Annotated in this window: 17 protein-coding genes and 1 tRNA gene; 14 read left to right on the top strand and 4 right to left on the bottom strand. The window is 36.8% G+C overall.

Going from position 1 to position 20,784, the window contains the following annotated elements:
- The first annotated feature begins 81 nt into the window (after positions 1-81).
- A complete protein-coding gene (locus tag F886_RS15715) occupies positions 82-1,011 on the top strand; it encodes a LysR family transcriptional regulator (protein WP_005307284.1) in 930 nt (309 codons plus the stop codon).
- Positions 1,012-1,061: 50 nt separating this feature from the next.
- On the opposite strand, the gene F886_RS15710 is transcribed toward F886_RS15715, so the two are convergent.
- The gene (locus tag F886_RS15710; protein WP_005307281.1) at positions 1,062-3,680 is read right to left on the bottom strand and encodes a Lon protease family protein; all 2,619 of its coding nucleotides are present in this window, start codon (positions 3,678-3,680) and stop codon (positions 1,062-1,064) included.
- Positions 3,681-3,845: 165 nt separating this feature from the next.
- Here F886_RS15710 and F886_RS15705 point away from each other — a divergent pair, with 165 nt between their 5' ends.
- The 4 genes from F886_RS15705 to rpmE all read left to right on the top strand — a co-directional run bounded on the left by F886_RS15705 (position 3,846) and on the right by rpmE (position 7,967).
- Positions 3,846-6,020 (top strand): AmpG family muropeptide MFS transporter, encoded by a 2,175-nt coding sequence (locus tag F886_RS15705; RefSeq protein WP_005307279.1) that lies wholly within the window; start codon positions 3,846-3,848, stop codon positions 6,018-6,020.
- A 21-nt stretch (positions 6,021-6,041) separates the two neighbouring features.
- Positions 6,042-6,443 (top strand): lactoylglutathione lyase, encoded by a 402-nt coding sequence (gene gloA / locus F886_RS15700; RefSeq protein ID WP_005307276.1) that lies wholly within the window; start codon positions 6,042-6,044, stop codon positions 6,441-6,443.
- Between the two features lie 132 nt (positions 6,444-6,575).
- Positions 6,576-7,547: a bile acid:sodium symporter family protein gene (locus F886_RS15695; protein ID WP_171056844.1), complete on the top strand. Its 972-nt coding sequence runs from the start codon at positions 6,576-6,578 to the stop codon at positions 7,545-7,547.
- 195 nt (positions 7,548-7,742) lie between these two features.
- Positions 7,743-7,967, top strand: a complete 225-nt coding sequence (gene rpmE, locus F886_RS15690; protein WP_004652835.1) for a 50S ribosomal protein L31 — start codon at positions 7,743-7,745, stop codon at positions 7,965-7,967.
- Positions 7,968-8,030: 63 nt separating this feature from the next.
- Here the strand turns inward: rpmE and F886_RS15685 are convergent, their stop codons facing one another.
- From F886_RS15685 to epmB, 3 genes are read right to left on the bottom strand one after another with little or no spacing between them, the layout of a single operon-like run.
- Complete coding sequence (locus tag F886_RS15685) at positions 8,031-10,142, bottom strand: EAL domain-containing protein (RefSeq protein ID WP_081402288.1); 2,112 nt, start codon at positions 10,140-10,142, stop codon at positions 8,031-8,033.
- Positions 10,139-11,884, bottom strand: a complete 1,746-nt coding sequence (locus tag F886_RS15680; protein WP_005307270.1) for a hypothetical protein — start codon at positions 11,882-11,884, stop codon at positions 10,139-10,141. Before F886_RS15680 ends, F886_RS15685 begins: the two co-directional genes overlap by 4 nt.
- A gap of 15 nt (positions 11,885-11,899) precedes the next feature.
- A complete protein-coding gene (gene epmB / locus F886_RS15675; RefSeq protein WP_005307267.1) occupies positions 11,900-12,916 on the bottom strand; it encodes an EF-P beta-lysylation protein EpmB in 1,017 nt (338 codons plus the stop codon).
- Between the two features lie 73 nt (positions 12,917-12,989).
- Between epmB and efp the strand changes: the two genes are divergently transcribed.
- From efp to F886_RS15630, 9 genes are all read left to right on the top strand, one after another.
- Positions 12,990-13,559 carry an elongation factor P gene (gene efp / locus F886_RS15670; protein WP_004790907.1) on the top strand — a complete coding sequence of 190 codons (570 nt, stop codon included), beginning with the start codon at positions 12,990-12,992 and terminating at the stop codon, positions 13,557-13,559.
- A 164-nt stretch (positions 13,560-13,723) separates the two neighbouring features.
- Positions 13,724-15,820, top strand: coding sequence for a carbon starvation CstA family protein (locus F886_RS15665; RefSeq protein ID WP_005307262.1), 2,097 nt, complete (start codon positions 13,724-13,726; stop codon positions 15,818-15,820).
- Entirely contained in the window at positions 15,820-16,125 is a 306-nt protein-coding gene (locus F886_RS15660) for a YbdD/YjiX family protein (protein ID WP_004790909.1), read from the top strand. The genes F886_RS15665 and F886_RS15660 overlap by 1 nt, the downstream gene beginning before the upstream one ends.
- Positions 16,126-16,293: 168 nt before the next feature.
- Positions 16,294-16,370, top strand: a tRNA-Val gene (locus F886_RS15655).
- Between the two features lie 462 nt (positions 16,371-16,832).
- Positions 16,833-17,894 (top strand): NucA/NucB deoxyribonuclease domain-containing protein, encoded by a 1,062-nt coding sequence (locus tag F886_RS15650; protein ID WP_005307258.1) that lies wholly within the window; start codon positions 16,833-16,835, stop codon positions 17,892-17,894.
- Positions 17,895-17,948: 54 nt separating this feature from the next.
- Complete coding sequence (locus tag F886_RS15645) at positions 17,949-19,355, top strand: molybdopterin-binding domain-containing protein (RefSeq protein ID WP_005307256.1); 1,407 nt, start codon at positions 17,949-17,951, stop codon at positions 19,353-19,355.
- A gap of 523 nt (positions 19,356-19,878) precedes the next feature.
- Positions 19,879-20,094, top strand: coding sequence for a cold-shock protein (locus F886_RS15640; RefSeq protein WP_003650532.1), 216 nt, complete (start codon positions 19,879-19,881; stop codon positions 20,092-20,094).
- 107 nt (positions 20,095-20,201) lie between these two features.
- Entirely contained in the window at positions 20,202-20,429 is a 228-nt protein-coding gene (locus tag F886_RS15635) for a hypothetical protein (protein WP_005307255.1), read from the top strand.
- A gap of 68 nt (positions 20,430-20,497) precedes the next feature.
- Entirely contained in the window at positions 20,498-20,704 is a 207-nt protein-coding gene (locus tag F886_RS15630; RefSeq protein ID WP_004643550.1) for a hypothetical protein, read from the top strand.
- Positions 20,705-20,784 lie beyond the last annotated feature (80 nt).

Here is a 20,784-nt window from a genome sequence, read left to right as displayed (position 1 = left end):
TTCCTCGTATAATGTAATTGGTTGCTTTCATTACAACAATAAGCATTTTTTATAAATTTAAAATTAGATTCGAGGAAACCTATGTTAGATCAGCTTCGTGCGATGGGTGTTTTCGCTTGTGTGGTTGAAAAAAGTTCATTTAGTGGTGCGGCACGTGAATTAGGAATTACAACAAGTGCGGTGAGTCAGCAGATACGCTCGCTTGAGCATGAAATGGATGTAACTCTATTACATCGCTCCACTCGTAAACTTAGTTTGACAGAAGCCGGACAGGCTTTTTTTTCAAGCTGTCAAGAGATGTTGGCGGCGGCTGAAAGGGGAAAAATCAGAATTAATGAATTGAGGGATGACTTAATCGGGGATTTGCGTATTGCGACAACTCCTGATTTGGCAGTTCAACACCTCATTCCTGCATTATCTCACTGGATGTCGGCTCATCGCGGTTTATCTGTGCATTTCGAAGTTGGACATCGTTATATCGATTTAATTGAAGAGCGAATTGATATTGCGGTTCGCATGAGCTCTACTCCTGTAGAAGAGAGCAGCTCGATCATTCCGATGGCTTTTGTAGATCAAATTTTGATTGCTTCTCCTAGTTATCTGAATCAGTCTAGTCCAATTGTGCATCCTAATGATTTAAGAGATCATGAATTGTTGTCGATTAATGTCATGAATGACTCGCGCCATTTTAATTTTCAACATGTAAAAACAGGTGAAACGCTCAATATTGAAATGCAAAGCCGTTTGCAGAGTAATAATTTACAAGTTGCAAAAGCGTTATGTCAGCAAGGGCATGGTATTGCACGAATTTTATATTTAGATGCTCAGAAAGAACTAAAAAATGGTTCTTTGATTGAACTCATGCCAGATTGGAAATTACCAACGTTTACATTGTATGCAGAGGTTGCCAAGCATGATCAACAACCAATGAAAATTCAACGTTGTGTTGAAGCACTTAAACAATATTTTAGCCAGTTAGCAGGAGGACGAGCGATTCAGATCGTTCGTTAATTTTGCCAGTCTAAACGTAAAAAGGGCCTGTATTTACAGGCCCTTTTTTATTACTTCTGTTTTAATGTAGCAACTTCTTCTGCATTTTCTTGTGGCAGATCATCAGCAGTAAGTTCTTCATGCTTCTTAATTTTTTTCTTATTTTTCTTTTTCTTTTTTGGCTCTTCTTCAATTTCAGCACCATCTTCAATGGCTTGCCAATATTCAAGTTGTTCCATTACTGCCGCATAGATTGAATTTTTGCTGTATTTACCCTTCTTATCGAGTGTACCGACTGGACGAGCCATCAAAATTTCAAGTGCCTGATCAATCGTATCAATGGCATGTATATGGAATTGACCGCTGCGAACAGCATCAATAACATCTTGACGTAACATCAAATGCTGCATGTTTTGGCGAGGAATAATGACACCTTGCTTACCTGTCAGACCTTGTAGCTTACATGCATCATAGAATCCTTCAATTTTTGCATTTACGCCGCCAATAGGTTGAACTTGCCCTAATTGGTTCATTGAGCCGGTAATTGCCCATGATTGATCAATTGGTATCTGGCTAATCGCAGAAATCAACGCGGAAAGCTCGGCAACAGTTGCACTATCGCCATCAACTTGACCATAGCTCTGCTCAAATGCAAGCGCAGCGGAGAAGTGTAAAATCTGTTCACGACCAAAGTGAGCTTTCAAGAAGCTAGACATCAGCAGCACGCCTTTGGCATGGAGTGAGCCACCAAGTTCTACACTACGTTCAATATCAAGAATATCACCGCCACCTTGATAAACAGATGCCGTTAAACGTGAAGGTAAACCAAACTCAACATCTGCATAATGAATGACGGAGAGGGCATTGATTTGACCTAAACGGTATCCCGACGTTTCGATTAATTGTGTACCACGTGAAAGATCTTGCCAGTAAAGCTCTCTTAAATAGCCTAAGCGGTATTGGCGATGTTGTAGAGCGAGATTAATGTGCTGGTCGGTTACTAGCTTCTCATTTGCTTTAAATGCATGATGATGTGCTTCGCGAATCAGGTCACCTAGGGTTGAAGCATGTAAAGACAGTGAACTTTGGTCTTCAGCCTGACGGCTTGAATCAGTAAGTAAAGCTGCTAAAGCACTACGATCAAACGGAAGCAATTTATCCGCTTGTACATAGTCAGCAATGAGCTGCATGTAGGCTTGTTCATTTTCGTCATTACGTTGTAATGTATCAGTAAAATCTGCACGAATTTTAAATACACTACCAAGCTCTGGTTCTACTTCTAAAATTTCATAATAAATTTCAGGTTCTGCCATAAGAACCACTTTAATATCAAGCGGAACCGCGGCAGGTTCTATCGAGATAGAGCCTGTTAACGTCAGCATATGTTCAAGAGAAGATAACTTGAGTTGGCCTGATTTTAAGGCACGCTTTAAACCTTGCCATGCATAAGGCTGTTCGAGTAATTGCTCGGCCTCAAGCATTAAAAAACCACCATTCGCTTGATGTAGAGCACCTGGACGAATGAGCGTGAAATCTGTAGTAATTGTGCCATTATGGGTGAGCTGTTCAACGTGGCCGAGTAAATTATAGTGCGTTGGGAAGTCTTCAAAAATAACAGGAGCGCCACTATTTGGTTTATTTGAAACAATCACATTGGCTTGATAACGTGCTGGAACACGATTGAACATTGATGGAGTAAAATCATCTTCATCTTGTTCTAAGATCAGTTCAACATTATCAATAATATCTTGGGCATATTGTTTTAAATAATCTTCAAGTCCTTTCACTTGACCATATTTATTTAAAATAAGCTCCATTCTTGGCATAACAACTTGCGTTGCAATATCCCGATTTAATACAGACACTTTGTCGCGTGCATCATCTTCTAAATCACCTAAATGTAGACCAAGGCGATCCAGCTTTTTATCCATATAGCGAATATTGGCCGCAATTTCAGCACGTTGCTTACTATTTAATGCATCAATATCTGTTTGGGTAAGTTCTTGAACCTGATCATCTTTGACTTGTACGGGAACAAAACCATGTTTCTCATTACGAGAAATGAGTTTTAAATCAAGCTCTTCGCCTTCTTTGGTTAGTTCAACAAGCGCTTGTTGTTGTACATCACCTGTTTCCTGACGGATACGTTCAATACGATTGTGATAAGTCTCTGCACTGAAACGGCGTTCAAGTTGCTTTAAAATAATTTGCCAAGTTTGATCATGTGCTTGTTGAAACTTAGTTCCTTGACCTGCTGGAAAGCGTAGAGCAATAGGTTGACGTGCTTGTTTGAAATTATAGACATACACCCAGTCATCAGGCGTTGGCATTGTTTTGGCGTGTTGCTGTAACAAACGTTTAATCATAGTACGTTTGCCTAAACCAGCAGTTCCTACTGCAAAAATGTTATAGCCTGAGTAGGGTAAAGAAATTCCCGCCTCTACAGATGCTTTGGCACGATCTTGACCTAAAAAATTATTAAGAGGTTTGATGCGTTTAGTTGAAGCTGGAATTTTTTCAAAATCGGGGATATGTGTAAGTTGTTCAGGTTTTAAAACGGTTTTATCTAAGGTCATTTTTATATCAGGTTGCTCAAAAGCTGAAGGAAATGCATTTACTGTGACGTTTGTGGTGGTTGTTTTAGCGAGTGATAAAGTTGAAATAGTCACTTGATCAAGTTTTTGTGTCACTGTTGATATCCAGCAAAAGAAAACGAAGGTTGAAGCCTAAAGGTATACAGGTTTAGCATAAAATATCAAGCAAACTTGCGGTTTTTATCGCCAAAACAAAAATGTTTGCATAAAGAATCTTGAAAGCAATTGTAAGAAGGGTTTGAATAGGCACATTTATAATTTATGGAAAATAAAAAACGAATGAGTGCTGAATCAAAAGGGTGGAAAAGTTCTTTTATGGCCTTCTTGGATCGCCGAGCAATTATTATGTTGTTTTTAGGCTTTTCCTCAGGAATTCCCATATTTCTAATTTTTTCAACCTTATCATTCTGGTTGACTGAAGCGGGAATTAACAGAAGTACTATTACGATGTTCTCTTGGGCAGCGTTAGCTTACTCATTCAAGTTTATTTGGGCTCCATTAATAGATAAATTACCACTTCCTTATTTAACAAAAAAAATGGGATTAAGGCGTAGTTGGTTGTTAATTGCACAGATTTTGGTTATCTGCGCAATTTGTTTAATGGCATTTACAAATCCATTACCGAACACTTCTGGCTTTGGTTCATTTTCAAATCTAACTATTATGGCAGGAGCGGCTATTTTTCTTGGCTTCTCTTCAGCTACGCAAGATATTATTGTGGATGCTTACCGTATTGAATTAACTGAAGATCCTAATGTACAAACTGTTTTAGCCTCAACTTATAATGCTGGATATCGTACTGCTACAATCATCACGCAATTAGGTGCATTATTATTTGCGGCTTCTCTAGGTACCGCAGTTGGTAACTATATATATGAAGCATGGAGAACTACATATTTATTAATGGCCTGCCTAATGGGTATAGGAATAATTACAACATTATTTATTCATGAGCCTCAAGTTAAGCGTATTCAACATCACTATCAAGCTAAAGATTATTTTCAGTTATTTGCGGTTTTTGTTATTTCAACCATCGTTTTTGGAATTAGTTTTTATCAAATCGGTTTAATTTTTGATTCATTTTCTATCGAAGATGCTTTTTTAAGTTTTTTACTTTTAGTTGTTAAATTTTTAATTAGTATATTAATTGCTGTTGTTGTAATTCTAGGTTTAATTAAATTTGGTCTAATTAATAAAAAAATTGTTGTAGAAACATGGTTGTCACCTTTATTAGATTTCTTTAAACGATATGGATTAAAAGTTGCTTTAGCAATTTTATTGTTAATAGGGTTTTATCGTATTTCAGATGTCGTTGCTGGTGTAATGGCTAATTTATTCTATTTAGACTTAAATTTTGATAAAGAAGAAATTGCTTGGTTTAATAAGTTTTTTGCAATTTTCTTTGTCATATTGGGTGGTTTCCTCGGAGGAATGTTAGCACAACGCTATAATGTGATGAAAATGATGTTCTTAGGAGCAATTTTAGCAAGCACTACTAACTTGATTTTTGTTGGATTAGTTAAGTCTGGTGCCACTATGCAAAATGTTCAGGTTCATATTGGGGATCAAACTTATACTACAAGCCCTGATGAAGTAGGAAATTGGTCATTAAAATTCCCAAGTAATACATTAACAACAGCTCAGAATAAAGTCTCAATTGATTCTCAGCCTGTGGGATATACTGAACCCTTAAAGATAAACCTTCCATTAAAACTATTTAGCTCAGAATCACAACCAGATATTTATATTCAAGCAATTGGTGGAGATAATCTTTTATATAAAGATGAGCTGAAAAAAGATGTAATTCTTCATGGTAGTTTATTGAATCTGCCTAAAAATAGTGAACTAAAATCGGTTGGTATTTTATTGAATTCAAAAGATAAAATAGAAGGTAAGATTAAAGATAATGATTGGAGTGTTATTATTCCTGGAAATGATCTTGCTAAACTTAATTCAATACAAGTAGTAGCAAATTATGAAGCTAATAAGCAATTGCATACTTTAACTTTAAATCATTCTTATCAAAAGCAACTAGAAAAGAATCAGCCTCGTTATCGTATGAGTTTATCTGATATTCCTGCGATTCCGATTGATAAAAATATTGATATTGAATTGAAAGGAAAAGTAGTTGTTCCTTATAGCAAAGTTTGGTTAGTAATGGGCATCATATTTGATAACTTAGCCTCTGGATTAGCTGGGGCAGTTTTTATTGCATTTCTTTCTAGTTTAACGAGTGTGTCATTTACTGCCATGCAATATGCTATTTTTAGCTCGCTAATGCTGTTGTTACCAAAAACGATTGGTGGTTACTCAGGTACAATAGTGAATCATATCGGTTATTCAGGCTTTTTTACGGCTACATTTTTGATGGGATTACCAATTTTATTACTCGTGATTTGGGTAGGTAAGTTGTTGGCTAATCAATCATCAAAATAAAAGTTTCCTAGGAGATAATATATGCGAATGCTTCATACAATGTTGCGAGTAGGCAATTTAGAACAATCTTTAAAGTTCTATACCGAAGTATTAGGAATGAAGTTACTTCGTAAGCGTGATTATGAAGAAGGGCGCTTTACACTGGCATTTGTTGGTTACGGTGATGAAGAAACCAATACTGTGCTTGAGCTTACCCACAACTGGGATACATCAAGTTATGAGTTAGGCAATGCCTATGGTCATATTGCGATTGGTGTTGACGATGCCTATAAAGCGTGTGAAGAAATTAAAGCACGTGGTGGCAAAGTTGTGCGTGAAGCGGGCCCAATGAAAGGTGGTGTTACCGTTATTGCATTTGTTGAAGATCCAGATGGTTATAAAATAGAGTTGATTCAACAAGATGCTAATGCGACAAATAACTAAAAATTGACTATGACACTTTAAGATTTAGGTCTTAAAAGTCTAGCTTTATTTTTTTAGCCCAGTATGATGAACGCTTGACCAGATGGTCAATTTATCAACTGGGTTTTTTATTATCTAAAATAATCATAGGATGTGGCTATGTTGAAGTTATTGGCACTTGATCGATTTACAATTTTGTTAGTTGGAATGGTACTGCTAGCAACATTTTTTCCAGTCAGTGGTCAAGCAGCGCAATATTTCAATACACTGACTACTGTCGCGATTGCAATTTTATTCTTTTTGCATGGTGCAAAGCTGTCCCGTGAGGCTGTAATTGAAGGCGTTTTGCATTGGAAAATGCATTTACTTGTTTTCGCATTTACTTTTTTTATTTTCCCCGTGCTTGGTTTGTTAGCTAAACCGATTCTGTTACCTCTACTCGGCCAGCAGCTGTACTGGGGTTTTCTGTTTATGTGCTTTTTACCCTCTACAGTTCAATCTTCTATTGCATTTACATCAGTTGCAAAAGGGAATGTCGCTGGCGCGGTCTGTAGCGCATCTTTTTCCAATTTGATTGGTATGTTTATTACACCAGTGTTGGTGAGCTTTTTTATTTTAGGCCAAAGTCAACATGGGTTCGATCCGACTGCTTCAATTATACAAATTACATTGTTGCTGTTAGTGCCATTTATTTTAGGGCAAATATTACGTCCTTATATTTTTCCTTATATGGCAAAAGTTCCAAGTATTGTTAAAGCATTCGATCAAGGCTCGATTTTGATGGTGGTGTATGGCGCGTTCAGTGGGGCAGTGGTTGCAGGTCTTTGGCATCAGGTAAACTGGAAAACCTTGCTTATTTTAGTGGTTGCTTGTTCAGTTCTTTTAACGGTTATTATGTTATTAGCACTGTATCTACCTCGTGCTTTTGGATTTAACCGAGCAGATCAAGTCACGGTTTTCTTTTGTAGCTCAAAAAAGACGTTGGCAAGTGGTGTGCCGATGGCGCAAATCTTATTTATTGGTCAGCCTTTAGGCATGATTGTGTTGCCTATTATGATCTTTCACCAAATCCAATTAATGGTTTGTGGGGTAATTGCAAATTACTGGGCTAAATCTAAAGATTAATTCGCAAATAAAAAATATTTGGCGTATAATCTTGTCCACTTGTTGTGCTTAGCTCTAACCCTAGAGGTTTCGGTGGGCCAAAAGAATGGTCTGTTGTGGTGTTGATCTGCTCATTTTGAGCTTTCCTCGATTTATATTGAGAGTGATCAATTGCGATGGCAGCTTAAGCCTTTCTACAATTAGGAGTAATCGACGATGCGCGCCGATATTCACCCAAAATATGAAAAATTAGTTGCAACTTGTTCTTGCGGTAACGTAATCGAAACTCGTTCTGCTTTAGGTAAAGAAACTATCTACCTTGACGTATGTTCAGCTTGCCACCCTTTCTACACTGGTAAGCAAAAGAATGTAGACACTGGTGGTCGTATCGACAAATTCAAACAACGTTTCTCTGGTATGTCTCGCTCTATCAAGCGTTAATACTGAAAAACGAAACAAAAAACGGGCTTTATGCCCGTTTTTTGTTTATGAACGACAAGAGCATTATTGGTCTTGTACGTCTGTTAATCGATCAAGTCGTTTCTGGAAATAACGACCTTGTAAGAAACGTGCTTCCACATTCCAAGCGTTAGCAAATAAGTTCATATCATTAAGATCGGCAAGTAAAATCCCAACAGGTTTTACAGTCAAATAGTTTAGAATCTTTTCTTGTAATTGCGCTAAACCAGCATCTGAATTTAATAGCTCTGTCTTCTTCGATTGCAATTTTAAATATTGAACATCAAGTTGTTGCAATATCGATTCACTATACATAGAAGATGTGAAATCCCGAATTGAAATTTCTGCGCCGTGTTGACGTAGGCGGGCTATAAGTTGCTGTGCAATTGCAAGATGTGGCTGAATCGCTTGCTCTGAAAATTGTAAAATCAACGGGCTTTCTTGCTTACTACCAATAATGGTGAGTAATTTCGAAATGAGTTCAGGGGCTGATTTATCTTTGAGTAAGATATCAATATTCAAGTTAATAATCAGCTTGGCTTTCGGGTACTGCGTAATGAAATTATGTAGCTGCTTGCAAGCCTCGACCAAAATCCAACGGTCTAATTGAATCGAAAGTTCACTATCATCTCGCAAAGCGGCTAAATCATTTAAATCATGCCACTGTTCATCTGCAATAAAACCACTCGTCACTTCGTAGTTATGGGTTTCTTGATCATGCTTATCATAAATCTGCTGATATTTTAAATGAATTTCACCCCGTGCTAGCTGTTGCTTTAACTGCTGCAATAACGGTGAGGGCATTGGAGCATCAACATCATGAAGGCTTAAATCAAGTGACAGAGACGAGCTGATAGGTTCAGAAGGGATAAGATCGATTGTTGGCGTTATCTCAATTTCTGGCTTGGCTTTAGGTAAGGCTTGCTGATTTGTGTGATCAAGAAGCTTTGCAAAGCTAGCTTCATTTAATGGTTCTGTAATTTGCACATAACTCAGTTTGAATTGTACTGAGTAATTAAGTTCATTAACTGTTAATAAATGCTCTTTTTGCAAACTTTGCAGACTAGCCAATTGGGAGTTAAGGACTGTACTGTTTTCGGCTTGCAAAACGCCAAGATAGGCTCCAAGTTCAAGATTGAAAATCGGCATTTGAGCCTGTTCTTTCAGAAAACTTTGCAGCTGATTAAAATATTGCCCTGGTGTTTGCCAGTCTAGTTGAAACACTCGTTCTGGGCACTGATTTAGTCTGAATAAAACCAATGCATTTGCTTGAGCAGGGTGTGTTGATAGTTGTCGATTAATTTGTTGCCAAGGCGCAGTGGACCCGTAACTTTTTTCAGAAAATGCTGTATTTGCAGGTGTTTGTAAATCCAGTTGATAGTCAATGGTTAACTGTACGGCGTCTTCTTCTTGACTCGGAATAAATTCAAGTTTTAAAGCATTATTACCTGAAATTGCTGCATGTTGACTCTGGATTTCAAAACGGGCCTGATCAAATTGACCTAATGAAATCTTCTTAAATCTTTGTTTAAAAATATTTAAATCATTGGGTTGTAAAACATCTAAGATGGGCAGGCCGATAATCTCTTCTTCTTGCTTAAAGCCAAAAAGGTTGAGGTATTCTGTATTTGCCTTAACGTGCATGCCTTCTTGAAAGAGGGCAACTGCTTTATGACTGTTATTAACCAATGTTTGTGTATGAGAATGAATAGTTTCCAATTCATTGGTCAGGCGTTGTTCAGTTTGCAATAAGTGGCTATACGACAAGGTCCGAATAAGCGTGATATAAAAATAATCTAATGGCTCTAATGGAACTACGTCATAGATACCTTTATGAATATAGGCTTGATATTGCTGAGGTTGATAATCTTCAGGTTGCAATAATAAAACAGGTAAATCTGGCTGCTCAGATGCTTGAATAAGGGAGAGTGTTTGTTCAATTTTTAGGTCATAAGCACGACCAAAAATAATAGCATCCCAAGGCGTATTTAACTGTTTTTCGAAACTTTTTAGATCATCAAGTAATAACGCATGAACTTGATAATTATTCCCCAATAATAAATTTAAAATCTGGTTATAACGTAGCTGGTTGTCATCAATAATGAGTAAACGTGTTTCAGTACGTTTTAACTTTTTAGATAATAAAGAGTTTCTCACTTTAGTGCTTCCCATAAATCTTGACTGCTAGAGTTGCTATTCTTTTTCATCATGAACTGATCAAGCAGATTTTGTTGCTGCTCATTCAGAAGCTCGAAATGAAATTGAATAAAACTTTGAGTAATGAGTTGTGCTTTGAGTAGATACACTTTGATTTCTTCTGTCCCCAATCGTAAATGAATTGTTTGTTGCTCTCTAAAAATTTGTGACCCCGGTAAAATCAACGTATTTTGTATTTCTTCTAGATTTTGTGTTTGTAGTAATAGTGCAGGATGATAATTGCGTGTATGACGCTCAGCTTGAATATGCACTGCACAAGGGAACATCGCCTGTGACAAAATTTCTAGACCTAACTCTAGAGATTTTTCTGTCGACTGTTTAATCCAGCGGATTACGCCACCGCGCCATTGTCCATGCAAAGTTTCTTTAACTAAAATATATTCACCGGTTCTTAGATTTTTCGGTGCTTCCCCAGACCATTTAATACGATATCCATTGACACTAATATCGAGAACAGTGGTTTGATAAATGGTTTTGCTTTCACGACTTAGGCGTTGATAGGATGTGGTTTGTTGTTCTTTTTTCTCTAAATTGGATAAAACTTTAGACTCACTTTGTAAGTTGTAATTATTGTTAAGTTGTAGCGTTTCTTCAAAGTTTTTTGCTTTCGCTAGATAGAAATGAGCCGTACTTAAACCAAAGCAAATTTGTAGTTCGGCATTGTACTCATAACGTTCATGACGGCGTTGAGCCGTCGTACCCAAAATTGTTTGAACATGAAACTTTAAAGCTGGGCTTAAATAAAACTTTTCATTTTTAGAAATATATTGCGCATTTTTATGCATGGTTGCAGTGACATGCTCAAGTAAAGCTTGTGTGCCTATAAAAATGCTTGGGCTAAAGTTAGAACTACGTTTGGTGTTATAGACTGGCGGATGGTCTTTACTTGGGTCAACCACATATTTAGTTAAGGCAGTATCTTTCGGCAAAATTTGAATCATTCTTGCCCAGTCAAAACTACATTGAAATAAGGCTTGAATTTCTGATTGGCGAATCTGGTTCGTATTTAAAATATCGAGCAAAATTAGCTGAGCATAAGCTTGGGTAATATTTGCTAGAGGGTGGTGGATACCCTGAATATGATTAATATTGATGAGATGATATTTATGTTGAACAGCGGTTTCGTAGAGCTGATGTGCAATCAGCCACTGTCCTTTAAGAGGCTCACTATAGAGCATATGCTGCTGATATAAGAGACTCGTTAATTGTTGCAGTGCATGAAAAGTTGATAAGGTACGTGCCGTTTGCAAATTCTTTTTTTGCTTATAGGCAAATAGAGAAAACTTTTGATGCTGTAATTGCCCATGGCTATTTTGTGCAATATTTAAATAAATACTGGCGAAATAGCAACGCATCAACATCGCTAACTCAATAATATGTTCGTTACGGTCTGTACTAATCACACCTTGGTTAAAAAAGTTTTTTTCTAGACTCGCAAGAACGTTATTAATGGTGGGATGAAGCGTTTGTATAAGATCAAAACGTAAGGTTTCACTACATTTTAATTCATTGAGTTCTAAAATGGCGGTGAATAATGCTTTTGACGTATCGCCGAGTTGCATAATAGAAAGGGTAGTGACCCATTCATTAAGATCTTTAATATTGGCTTCACAAAAGCTTAACCGCTCACGAGTGAGTTCGGTTTGATTGTGAAAAATGTCCGATAGTGCATTATTCATCATCACTTATTATATAACTCAAAATGTTGTTGCCCCAAAAAGCGGTGTTTTATTCTTTTCGCCCGCAATTTCCCTGACGAGTTTAGGAACCAAATACCCCGGTAGGTTCGCTAACACATCACGATATATATCATCTATCTCAGATGGTATTAAATCAAAATGTTGTGCACCTTTTACTTTATCTAAAACATGTAAGTAATAAGGCATAACGCGAGCTTCAAATAAACGATAACTTAAATCAATTAATGTCTGTGCAGAATCATTAACGCCTTTAAGCAATACTGCCTGATTAAGTACAGTAATGTGCTCGGCAGATAACTGCAACAATTTTGAACAGGTAAAGTCATCGAGTTCAGAAGCGTGGTTTGAGTGTACCACCAGAACTATACGCAGCCTACTGTTTTTTAATAAAGAAATCAGCTCTTCGTCGATCCGGTTTGGAATCACAATTGGAACTCGTGAATGAATTCTCAGAATCTTAATTTGTTTGAGAGATGATAAACGTTCTAGCCAAAGTGCGAATTTACGGTTAGAAAGCGTAAGAGGGTCTCCACCACTTAAAATGATTTCATTAATGTGCGGATTCGCTTCAATGTAATTTTTAATATTTAGCCAATCATCATTTTTCGGTAAATTTTCTTGATAGGGGAAATGACGACGGAAACAATAACGGCAATGTACGGCACAAGCACCCGTCAAAGTCAGTAAAAAACGTGATTTATATTTATGTAATACACCGGGTAATTGATTTGCTGCTTCTTCACCCAAAGGGTCTGTTACAAATTCAGGATGTTCTTCAAGTTCTAAATGATGAGGTAAAACCTGTAGCAAAAGCGGGTCAAAAGGGTTTTTAGCGTTCATTTTTCCGACGAACGCGCGAGGAACACGCAATTTAAACTGTTCAGAAGCCAGAATCGCACCTGATAATAGCTGATCAGAGGATAACTCGAGTAGGCTTAGCAACTCCGACGGATCAGTAATAAGGTCACTCAGTTGTGATTGCCAGTTTTGCTCTTGGTATAAATAGTTTATCATTTGACACGATTAAGATAATGCAACAACGCATTATATCGCATAGTTGACTTGTTAAGTTTGGAGTGTGCCTTTCATGGCCTATTATTCTACAAATGATTTTAAAGCAGGCCTTAAGGTTATGCTTGATGGTAACCCATGTTCAATCATGGAAAACGAATATGTAAAACCAGGTAAAGGTCAAGCGTTCAACCGTGTAAAATTACGTAACCTTAAAACTGGTAAAGTATTAGAAAAAACTTTCAAATCAGGTGACTCTTTAGAAGCTGCTGATATTGTTGAAGTTGAAATGGAATACCTATACAACGATGGTGAAATGTGGAATTTCATGGATCCTGTATCTTTTGAGCAAATCGCTGCAGACAAAACTGCAATGGGCGATGCTGCAAAATGGTTAAAAGACGATTCAAATGAAAAATGTACGATTATGTTGTTCAACGGCGTACCTTTAACAGTAAACCCACCGAACTTCGTTGTATTAAAAATTGTTGAAACTGATCCAGGCGTACGCGGTGATACATCTGGCGGTGGCGGTAAACCAGCTAAGCTTGAAACAGGTGCGGTTGTTCGTGTTCCGTTATTTGTTCAGCAAGAAGAAAGCGTTCGTGTAGATACTCGTACTGGCGATTATTTAGAGCGTGCATAATAGTTAAAAAATACACTATTATCGAAGGGATGATGTAAATCATCCCTTTTTTTATGCGAAAGTATAAGAGGAAAAAAATTAAAGGAGGAGTACAGTCACAAGGATTTGATAGAACAGTACATAACAATATAAAAATGCTGTAGTTATTTATTGAGAGGTTAAGAATGGACACAATGCAAGCGAAATCTACGCTTCCCTCCAAGCTGGTCTGGAGCCTAGTGGCAATTATAGGTGCAATTTCTTTTGGGATGCTGGCACTCAGTCGTGGTGAACATGTTAATGCGGTTTGGCTTGTACTGGCTGCAGCATGTGTATATAGCATCGCATATCGATTTTATAGTCTATTTATTGCAACTAAAGTATTTGAATTAAACCCAAGACGTTTAACCCCAGCCCACCGTTTAGCCGATGGTCTGGATTATGTTCCCACCAATAAATATGTACTTTTTGGTCACCACTTCGCTGCAATTGCGGGAGCGGGGCCATTAGTCGGGCCAATTTTGGCTGCACAAATGGGTTTTTTACCAGGGACAATCTGGCTACTGGTCGGTGTGGTTGTCGCGGGTGCAGTACAAGACTTCTTAGTTTTATTTATTTCAACGCGTCGAGACGGTCGTTCGCTTGGTGAAATGGCAAAACAGGAACTGGGTTCTTTTGCTGGTATCGTTGTAATGCTTGGTGCGCTTGGGGTAATGATTATTATCCTAGCGGTATTGGCTTTAGTTGTGGTTAAAGCACTTGCCCATAGTCCATGGGGTGTTTTCACGATTGCAGCAACTATTCCAATTGCATTATTTATGGGCGTTTACATGCGTTTTATTCGTCCGGGACGTATTGCTGAAGTTTCGATTATTGGCTTCGTCTTAATGATGCTTGCAATTGTTTACGGTGGACATGTTGCAGCAGATCCTTACTGGGGTGAGTTTTTCACCTTAACAGGAACACAGCTTACATGGTGCTTAATCATTTATGGTTTTATCGCCTCAGTCTTACCTGTCTGGTTATTGTTAGCGCCACGTGATTATCTATCAACATTCCTTAAAATTGGTGTAATTCTCGGTTTAGCAGTCGGTATTATCATTGCATTACCTGAACTGAAAATGCCAGCAGTGACTCATTTTATTGACGGTACTGGCCCTGTTTTCTCGGGTAGCTTATTCCCATTCCTATTTATTACCATTGCCTGTGGTGCGATTTCTGGTTTCCATGCGCTTGTATCAAGTGGTACAACACCAAAACTCGTCGATAACGAAGCGGATATTCGTGTGATTGGTTATGGCGGTATGCTCATGGAATCATTCGTCGGTATTATGGCGATGATCTGTGCAACTGTCTTAGACCCAGGTGTGTACTTTGCAATTAATGCACCTGCAGCTGTACTGGGTACAACTGTAGAAACTGCGGCAGAAGCTGTGCGTAATTTAGGCTTTGTCGTTACTCCTGAAATGTTAACTGTGTTGGCACAGGAAGTCGGAGAATCTTCGATTTTATCGCGTACGGGTGGTGCACCTACCTTTGCGATTGGTATGGCACATATCATTTCGGAAATTTTCAATAGCCGTTCAATGATGGCGTTCTGGTATCACTTTGCGATTTTATTTGAAGCGTTATTCATTTTAACTGCTGTAGATGCGGGTACACGTGCTTGCCGTTTCATGGTGCAAGACACGGTTGGTATTGTTATTCCTGCGGTTAAAGCATCAGGTTCATTCTTTGGTAACTTGGTCGGTACTGCGGTTGCAGTCGGTGGATGGGGCTTCTTCGTCTATCAAGGTGTGATTGATCCACTCGGTGGTGTTAACTCCTTATGGCCTTTATTTGGTGTTGGTAACCAAATGTTGGCTTCAATGGCACTCATTTTGGGTACAGTCATTTTGTTTAAAATGAAAAAAGAAAAATATGTTTGGGTGACAATCATCCCAACAATTTTCTTATTCGTGACCTGTATGACTGCGGGTTGGCAAAAGATTTTCCACGAAAATCCTAAGATTGGTTTCTTAGCGCAAGCACATAAGGTCTCTGATGCGATTGCTCGTGGTGAAATTATTAAACCAGCTAAAAGTATTGCTGAAATGCAAAACATTGTGATGTCGAATCAGATTAATGCTGTGCTTTGTGGTTTCTTTATGATCGTTGCGATTGTGATGGTAATTGCTTCAATTGGTATTATACGCCGTGCTTTAGCAAGCCCGAAACCAACTGTAAATGAAGCGCCTGCCGTATATGCTGATCCGGAAGTGGTCACCCCACGAGGAGAGTAGTGATGAATTTTAAATTTGCAAAAAATGGAACTGTCATTATTGCGAAAATTATCAAAATGACAGTGCTCTCACAAAAAGAGCTGTTGCTTTCTCCAAAGAACTGGTCGCGTATTGCAACCTTGTGGCAGCGTTTGCAGCAAAGCTTTCGACTGATGGTTGGCGTGCCAGACTATCAGACTTATGTGGAGCACATGAAAGCTCATCATCCTGATTTAACACCAATGGATGCAAAGACTTTCTATCGTCATTGTGTCGATGCCCGTTATCCATCGGCAGGCGGTACTTTAAAGAAATGTCCTTGTTAAGTTGAGCTTGATATTCAGCTAAACAAAACGGTATGTGGTTAAACCATGTACCGTTTTTCTTTTTTTGGAAAATGAAAAAAGGTTGCTTAAAGTCTGCTCATTTGTATTTTTTTCAATTGAAAATCACTTGTTTTGCTTCTGAAAAATGAATATGATGCTTTCCATTCTAGGTGTATAGCTCAGTTGGTTAGAGCGCTACGTTGACATCGTAGAGGTCTCCAGTTCGAGTCTGGATATACCTACCAAGACATTAAAGTCATATAAACTCGAATAGCTTTACATGACTTAAAAAGCCCTAAACTGTAATGGTTTAGGGCTTTTTTTATTGCTTTTCATAAATTCATACAGCTGATTAATCCTTAAGCAGAAAATAATTAAAAATTTCTTTTGAAGACCAAGATAGGAGCGGCTCAAAACAATGATGTCTAAGCGTTTGGATATAATTTTTATTTAAATGCATTGAAATAAAGCTTAATAAAATAGTTTAAACAAAAGGTGTTTAGATAAGTCTGTGAATAATAATTACGTGAATAGTGTTTTATTTTTTTATGCTCTAAAATTTTAAAAATACCAATTGGTAAATGTAACATATCAATTTTAATCAATAAATTTACTTATTTTTTAATTGTGATATTATTTTCCCTCATTTTGGTAAGCCAAAATGGCTTATTGGAGTGATTTTTTAAATTTATAAAATTGGAAACTTCATGTTAAATATAACTAAATATATAATAGCTTTAGCTTCAGTATTCATAGTAACAACTAGCCATGCTGCTAGTGCTTTGGATGTATCACCAATTTGTAAAAAAGTTGGAAAAGATCTAGATAGCTATATAAACAGAGGGGCGCATTGTTTAGAGTCCGAACCATTTGAAATTCCATTGACTGATGCAAAAGGATTAAATGTAGGTACTGCGAAAGTGGTTGCATATGTTTATTCTGATAATCCAAAAAATGCATTAACTTGGACTTTTAAATATAAACTGCGCACACAAATTATAGGGCAACCTGGCGATTCTCTAAAAGTACGACCTGAGTTGTACTGTTATAACTGCACAGCAAAGACTGTCTATGGCAATCCAATTAATTTAGTAAATGGGTTATCTTTAGAATCTACAACAACTTTCACGCCGTCTAATACAGAGTTAGCTTCTTCAAACCCGTTATCATTATCTCCTAGTGTGTCTTTTCAAGTTGTTAAAGCAAACGCGTCATTTAATGATGCTGCAAGTTATGATCCAGGTATTTATAGTCCGGGTGTTCGCTGTGATATAGGTAAAGCTAAGGCAAATACGAAAGGATGTGTATATCCGGATGTACCTCCTGTTCTTACTACAATTAAAATTACTGATCCAGATGTAGATGAGTCTGCAAAGCATATTAAAGAAGCATTTGCCGCTGGACAGCCAGGTAAATTTATTGCAGGCTCAGCCAACTCGGTTTTTCCTAGTTCAAGTGCATCGGCTTTAACTCGCTTGCGAGATGCTCAAACACGTAAAGATAATCGTGCCGAATCTGTAAAAATGTGCAAAGTTAAATATGGACCAACGGTGGGTTCAAAATGTTTCTTTACTGGTGATTCAGATGAAGTCGCAACTGATTGTGATTGTGATGAGTTCCCATTTGCTGCTACTCACCAAGGTGGTAGTGGGGCCTCAGTGAAAAAAATTGATGCATCTGACAACCGTAGAGCTGGTAGTCGCTTAGGATCTTTCTTTAATACTGAACGCGTTTTAGATGGCGATAAGTTCTTTATTAATGTTGATTAATAATTAAAATTAGCGAAGTACCTCCTATTTGAGGTACTTCCAGGAATTATATTTATGCAAAAAAAACTTCCAGTACCCGATAACTTACCAAATCATTTAACGGACATTTTTTATCACATCAATATAAATTTGCCAAAAGGCGATTTAAAAGAAACTGTAGAGCTGGATGACGCAATAAATCAAGTTAATGCAAGTGATGTGTATGCTTTACAGGACTATCCTCTACATAATTTATCAGGATATGCAGGATGGGCTATTAATTCAGAAATAACTCAAACTGCAAGTAAAGAAAGCCCTTTATTAATTACTCATTGGTACTATTGGGGACAACAACTTTATCGATCTATTAATCCATATAAATTAGACCTAAAAGCTCCAAGTTTGTTAGAGATTCCTGCCTATACAAAATTACCAGAGTCTTTAGATGCAGTCATTGCTGAACAAGATGAAAGATTAGATCTTTCTGATACCGATGCTAAAAAAATTACTGGCTCCATTCCTGCTATGCATGGTGTTATTCCTAAGGGCAGTATATTTAAACAAGGCGATGTGATTTTAAAAAAAGATGAAAAGCTAACTCCTGAAAAATTAATTGCCTTAAGACGGGCTGGAATCAAAGAATTATCTATATATAAGAATCCTAAAATTCTCATTGTAAGTATGCATTCTTTTGATAAAGATGAAATGAGTGAGGAAAGTCTCTATGTTAAAGATGTCTTGAAAACATGGGGATATGAACACGTAGAAATAAAATTGCTTAAACCTGAACGTTTCGATGCAGCATTTAATAATCTTAAAAAAGATAATGACCCAGCTTTAGATGACTCATTAACGACAAGCAGGGACGATTATATAAAGTTCTTTGAAGAACAAACCTCGAATTTTGATGTCATTCTTTGCTGCACATATCAAAATAACCATTCTGCTTTATTTCAGCTTGAAAAACTTCCTATCTTTGATCAAAGCAGCATGTCATCGGCTTTGAATACTCGTTGTATACCAGCGAATGAAATTAAAATTCTAAAAGGCAAAGATAGGACTCCACCTAGTCGTGAGACAGTGCAGATATATGATGAAAGCGGTAATCATAAAGGTATGCGAGTAGTTGTTACAGAAGATAAAGCGACTATTATTAATTTACCGGGTGATATCCAAGATATTGCAATTCTGATGCATGCTTTTGTGAAATATATTTTGAATAAGCACATCTCAGACTTTTTTGATCATGCTTACTTTAAAGGTAAAGCTGACATAGAGATTGTTCCTGATACGACAAACAGAAAATTGTTATGGGGAAGTTATAAGGCTCAAGAAAATGGTGAATATTTATTAGAAATTATTGAGCAACAGCAGCCATATCAAATTGAACCGTTTGTCAAAGCGAACTGTATTGTGATGGTTCCGTTTCAAGAGCAGGTCATTGCAAAAGGCACCGATTTATATTTTATGAAAATAGATTAAGTCTAATTTCTATTTATAAGTTAATTGGGCGGTGTAACCTCAGAAATCTGTAACCTTTGTACTTTCTAAAAAGGTTACACCCTCAAAACTTTGCTCTATAAAGCTGTAACTCCCAGAACCCCCACCTTTATAAACCCCCACTTAACAATAACCAACTCATTATTTATCCTTACTTTTTAATGATCTATTTTAAAACAAATGTCATTTGCTTGATTGCAAAAGGGTAGAGCACAGTCCTTTGCCTGCCTGCATTGAGCACCCCCCTTATAAACACCTAGAATCCACAACTTCACCTTATTTTATAAATAAAATAAATATATATATTAGAAAACTTGATTAATTTTATTTTTCGTATACAATGAACATAACTAGAAAAAGTCATGTTTGGTAAATCTTCTCTAAGTACCGCAGTATTAGTCATAATCCTTCGTTTTTTTCAGATTTTCAGCTCCATTCTTTATTATTTCGATGTTACTCATAACCAATAAAATGGTTTAAATTTTTAAAAAAACTAGGATGTATTATGTCTAATTCAAATATCATGAAAGGTACTGTTAAGTGGTTTAACGAAGCTAAAGGTTTCGGTTTTATCCAACCAGAATCAGGACCAGACGTTTTTGCTCATTTTAGCGAAATCGCTAACTCAGGTTTCAGAACTCTTGCTGAAGGTCAACGTGTTGAATTCAGTGTTGCACAAGGCCAAAAAGGCCCAAATGCTGTCAATATTGTTGCTCTATAAATAATTATAAGCAGTCATAAATGAAAAGCACTAATGAGTGCTTTTCACTTTAAATTAATTTTAAAATTATTTTAAGATTATAAGTAAATTTTAATTTAGGATATAAATTGTTAAAAATAAATGATTTAATTGCAAAATCTAAAAATGGTACAGAAATTTTAGTGTCTTTAATTCCTCTAAATAGAATACAAAATACACGTCAAGGTTTTAAAACTGTTGAAGTTGGTAAAAGAGTTCTTCTTTCCTCTGGAATTGAAGTTGATTTAAATTTAGATGGTCGCACCTTTTATGCGTCTATAAATCAACTATTTAAATTAGATTATAGAGTTAGTTAAAACTCAGTTTGCTATTGGATATTTAGGCGGGTCCATTATTTCTGCCATAATTTTATTAGGATATCGTCATGCTTAAACAAAATATCAGTGTTAAAGACCAGTTTGGAATTAAATACGTCATTCAGGCAACAGTAGATAATTATTTCGCCAATACTCAATGTTTTTCTAATTTAAAATACATTACAGTTGAAGGTGAAGATATACGACCGGGTTTTGAAATGTTTTTTCAAAGTACTCTAAGTGGTAAAATTTTTAAAATTGATAAAATAAATTAATCTATCCACGCAGTACATTTAACGTTGCAGGATAGCGTTCTTTTAAAAATTGAAAAACCTCATAGCTTTAGGGCATATTG

Source organism: Acinetobacter sp. NIPH 542 (assembly GCF_000369825.1).
Taxonomy (GTDB): domain Bacteria; phylum Pseudomonadota; class Gammaproteobacteria; order Pseudomonadales; family Moraxellaceae; genus Acinetobacter; species Acinetobacter oleivorans.
Note: the sequence above shows the minus strand (reverse complement) of the source record. Positions and strands in the feature narration are given on the sequence as shown.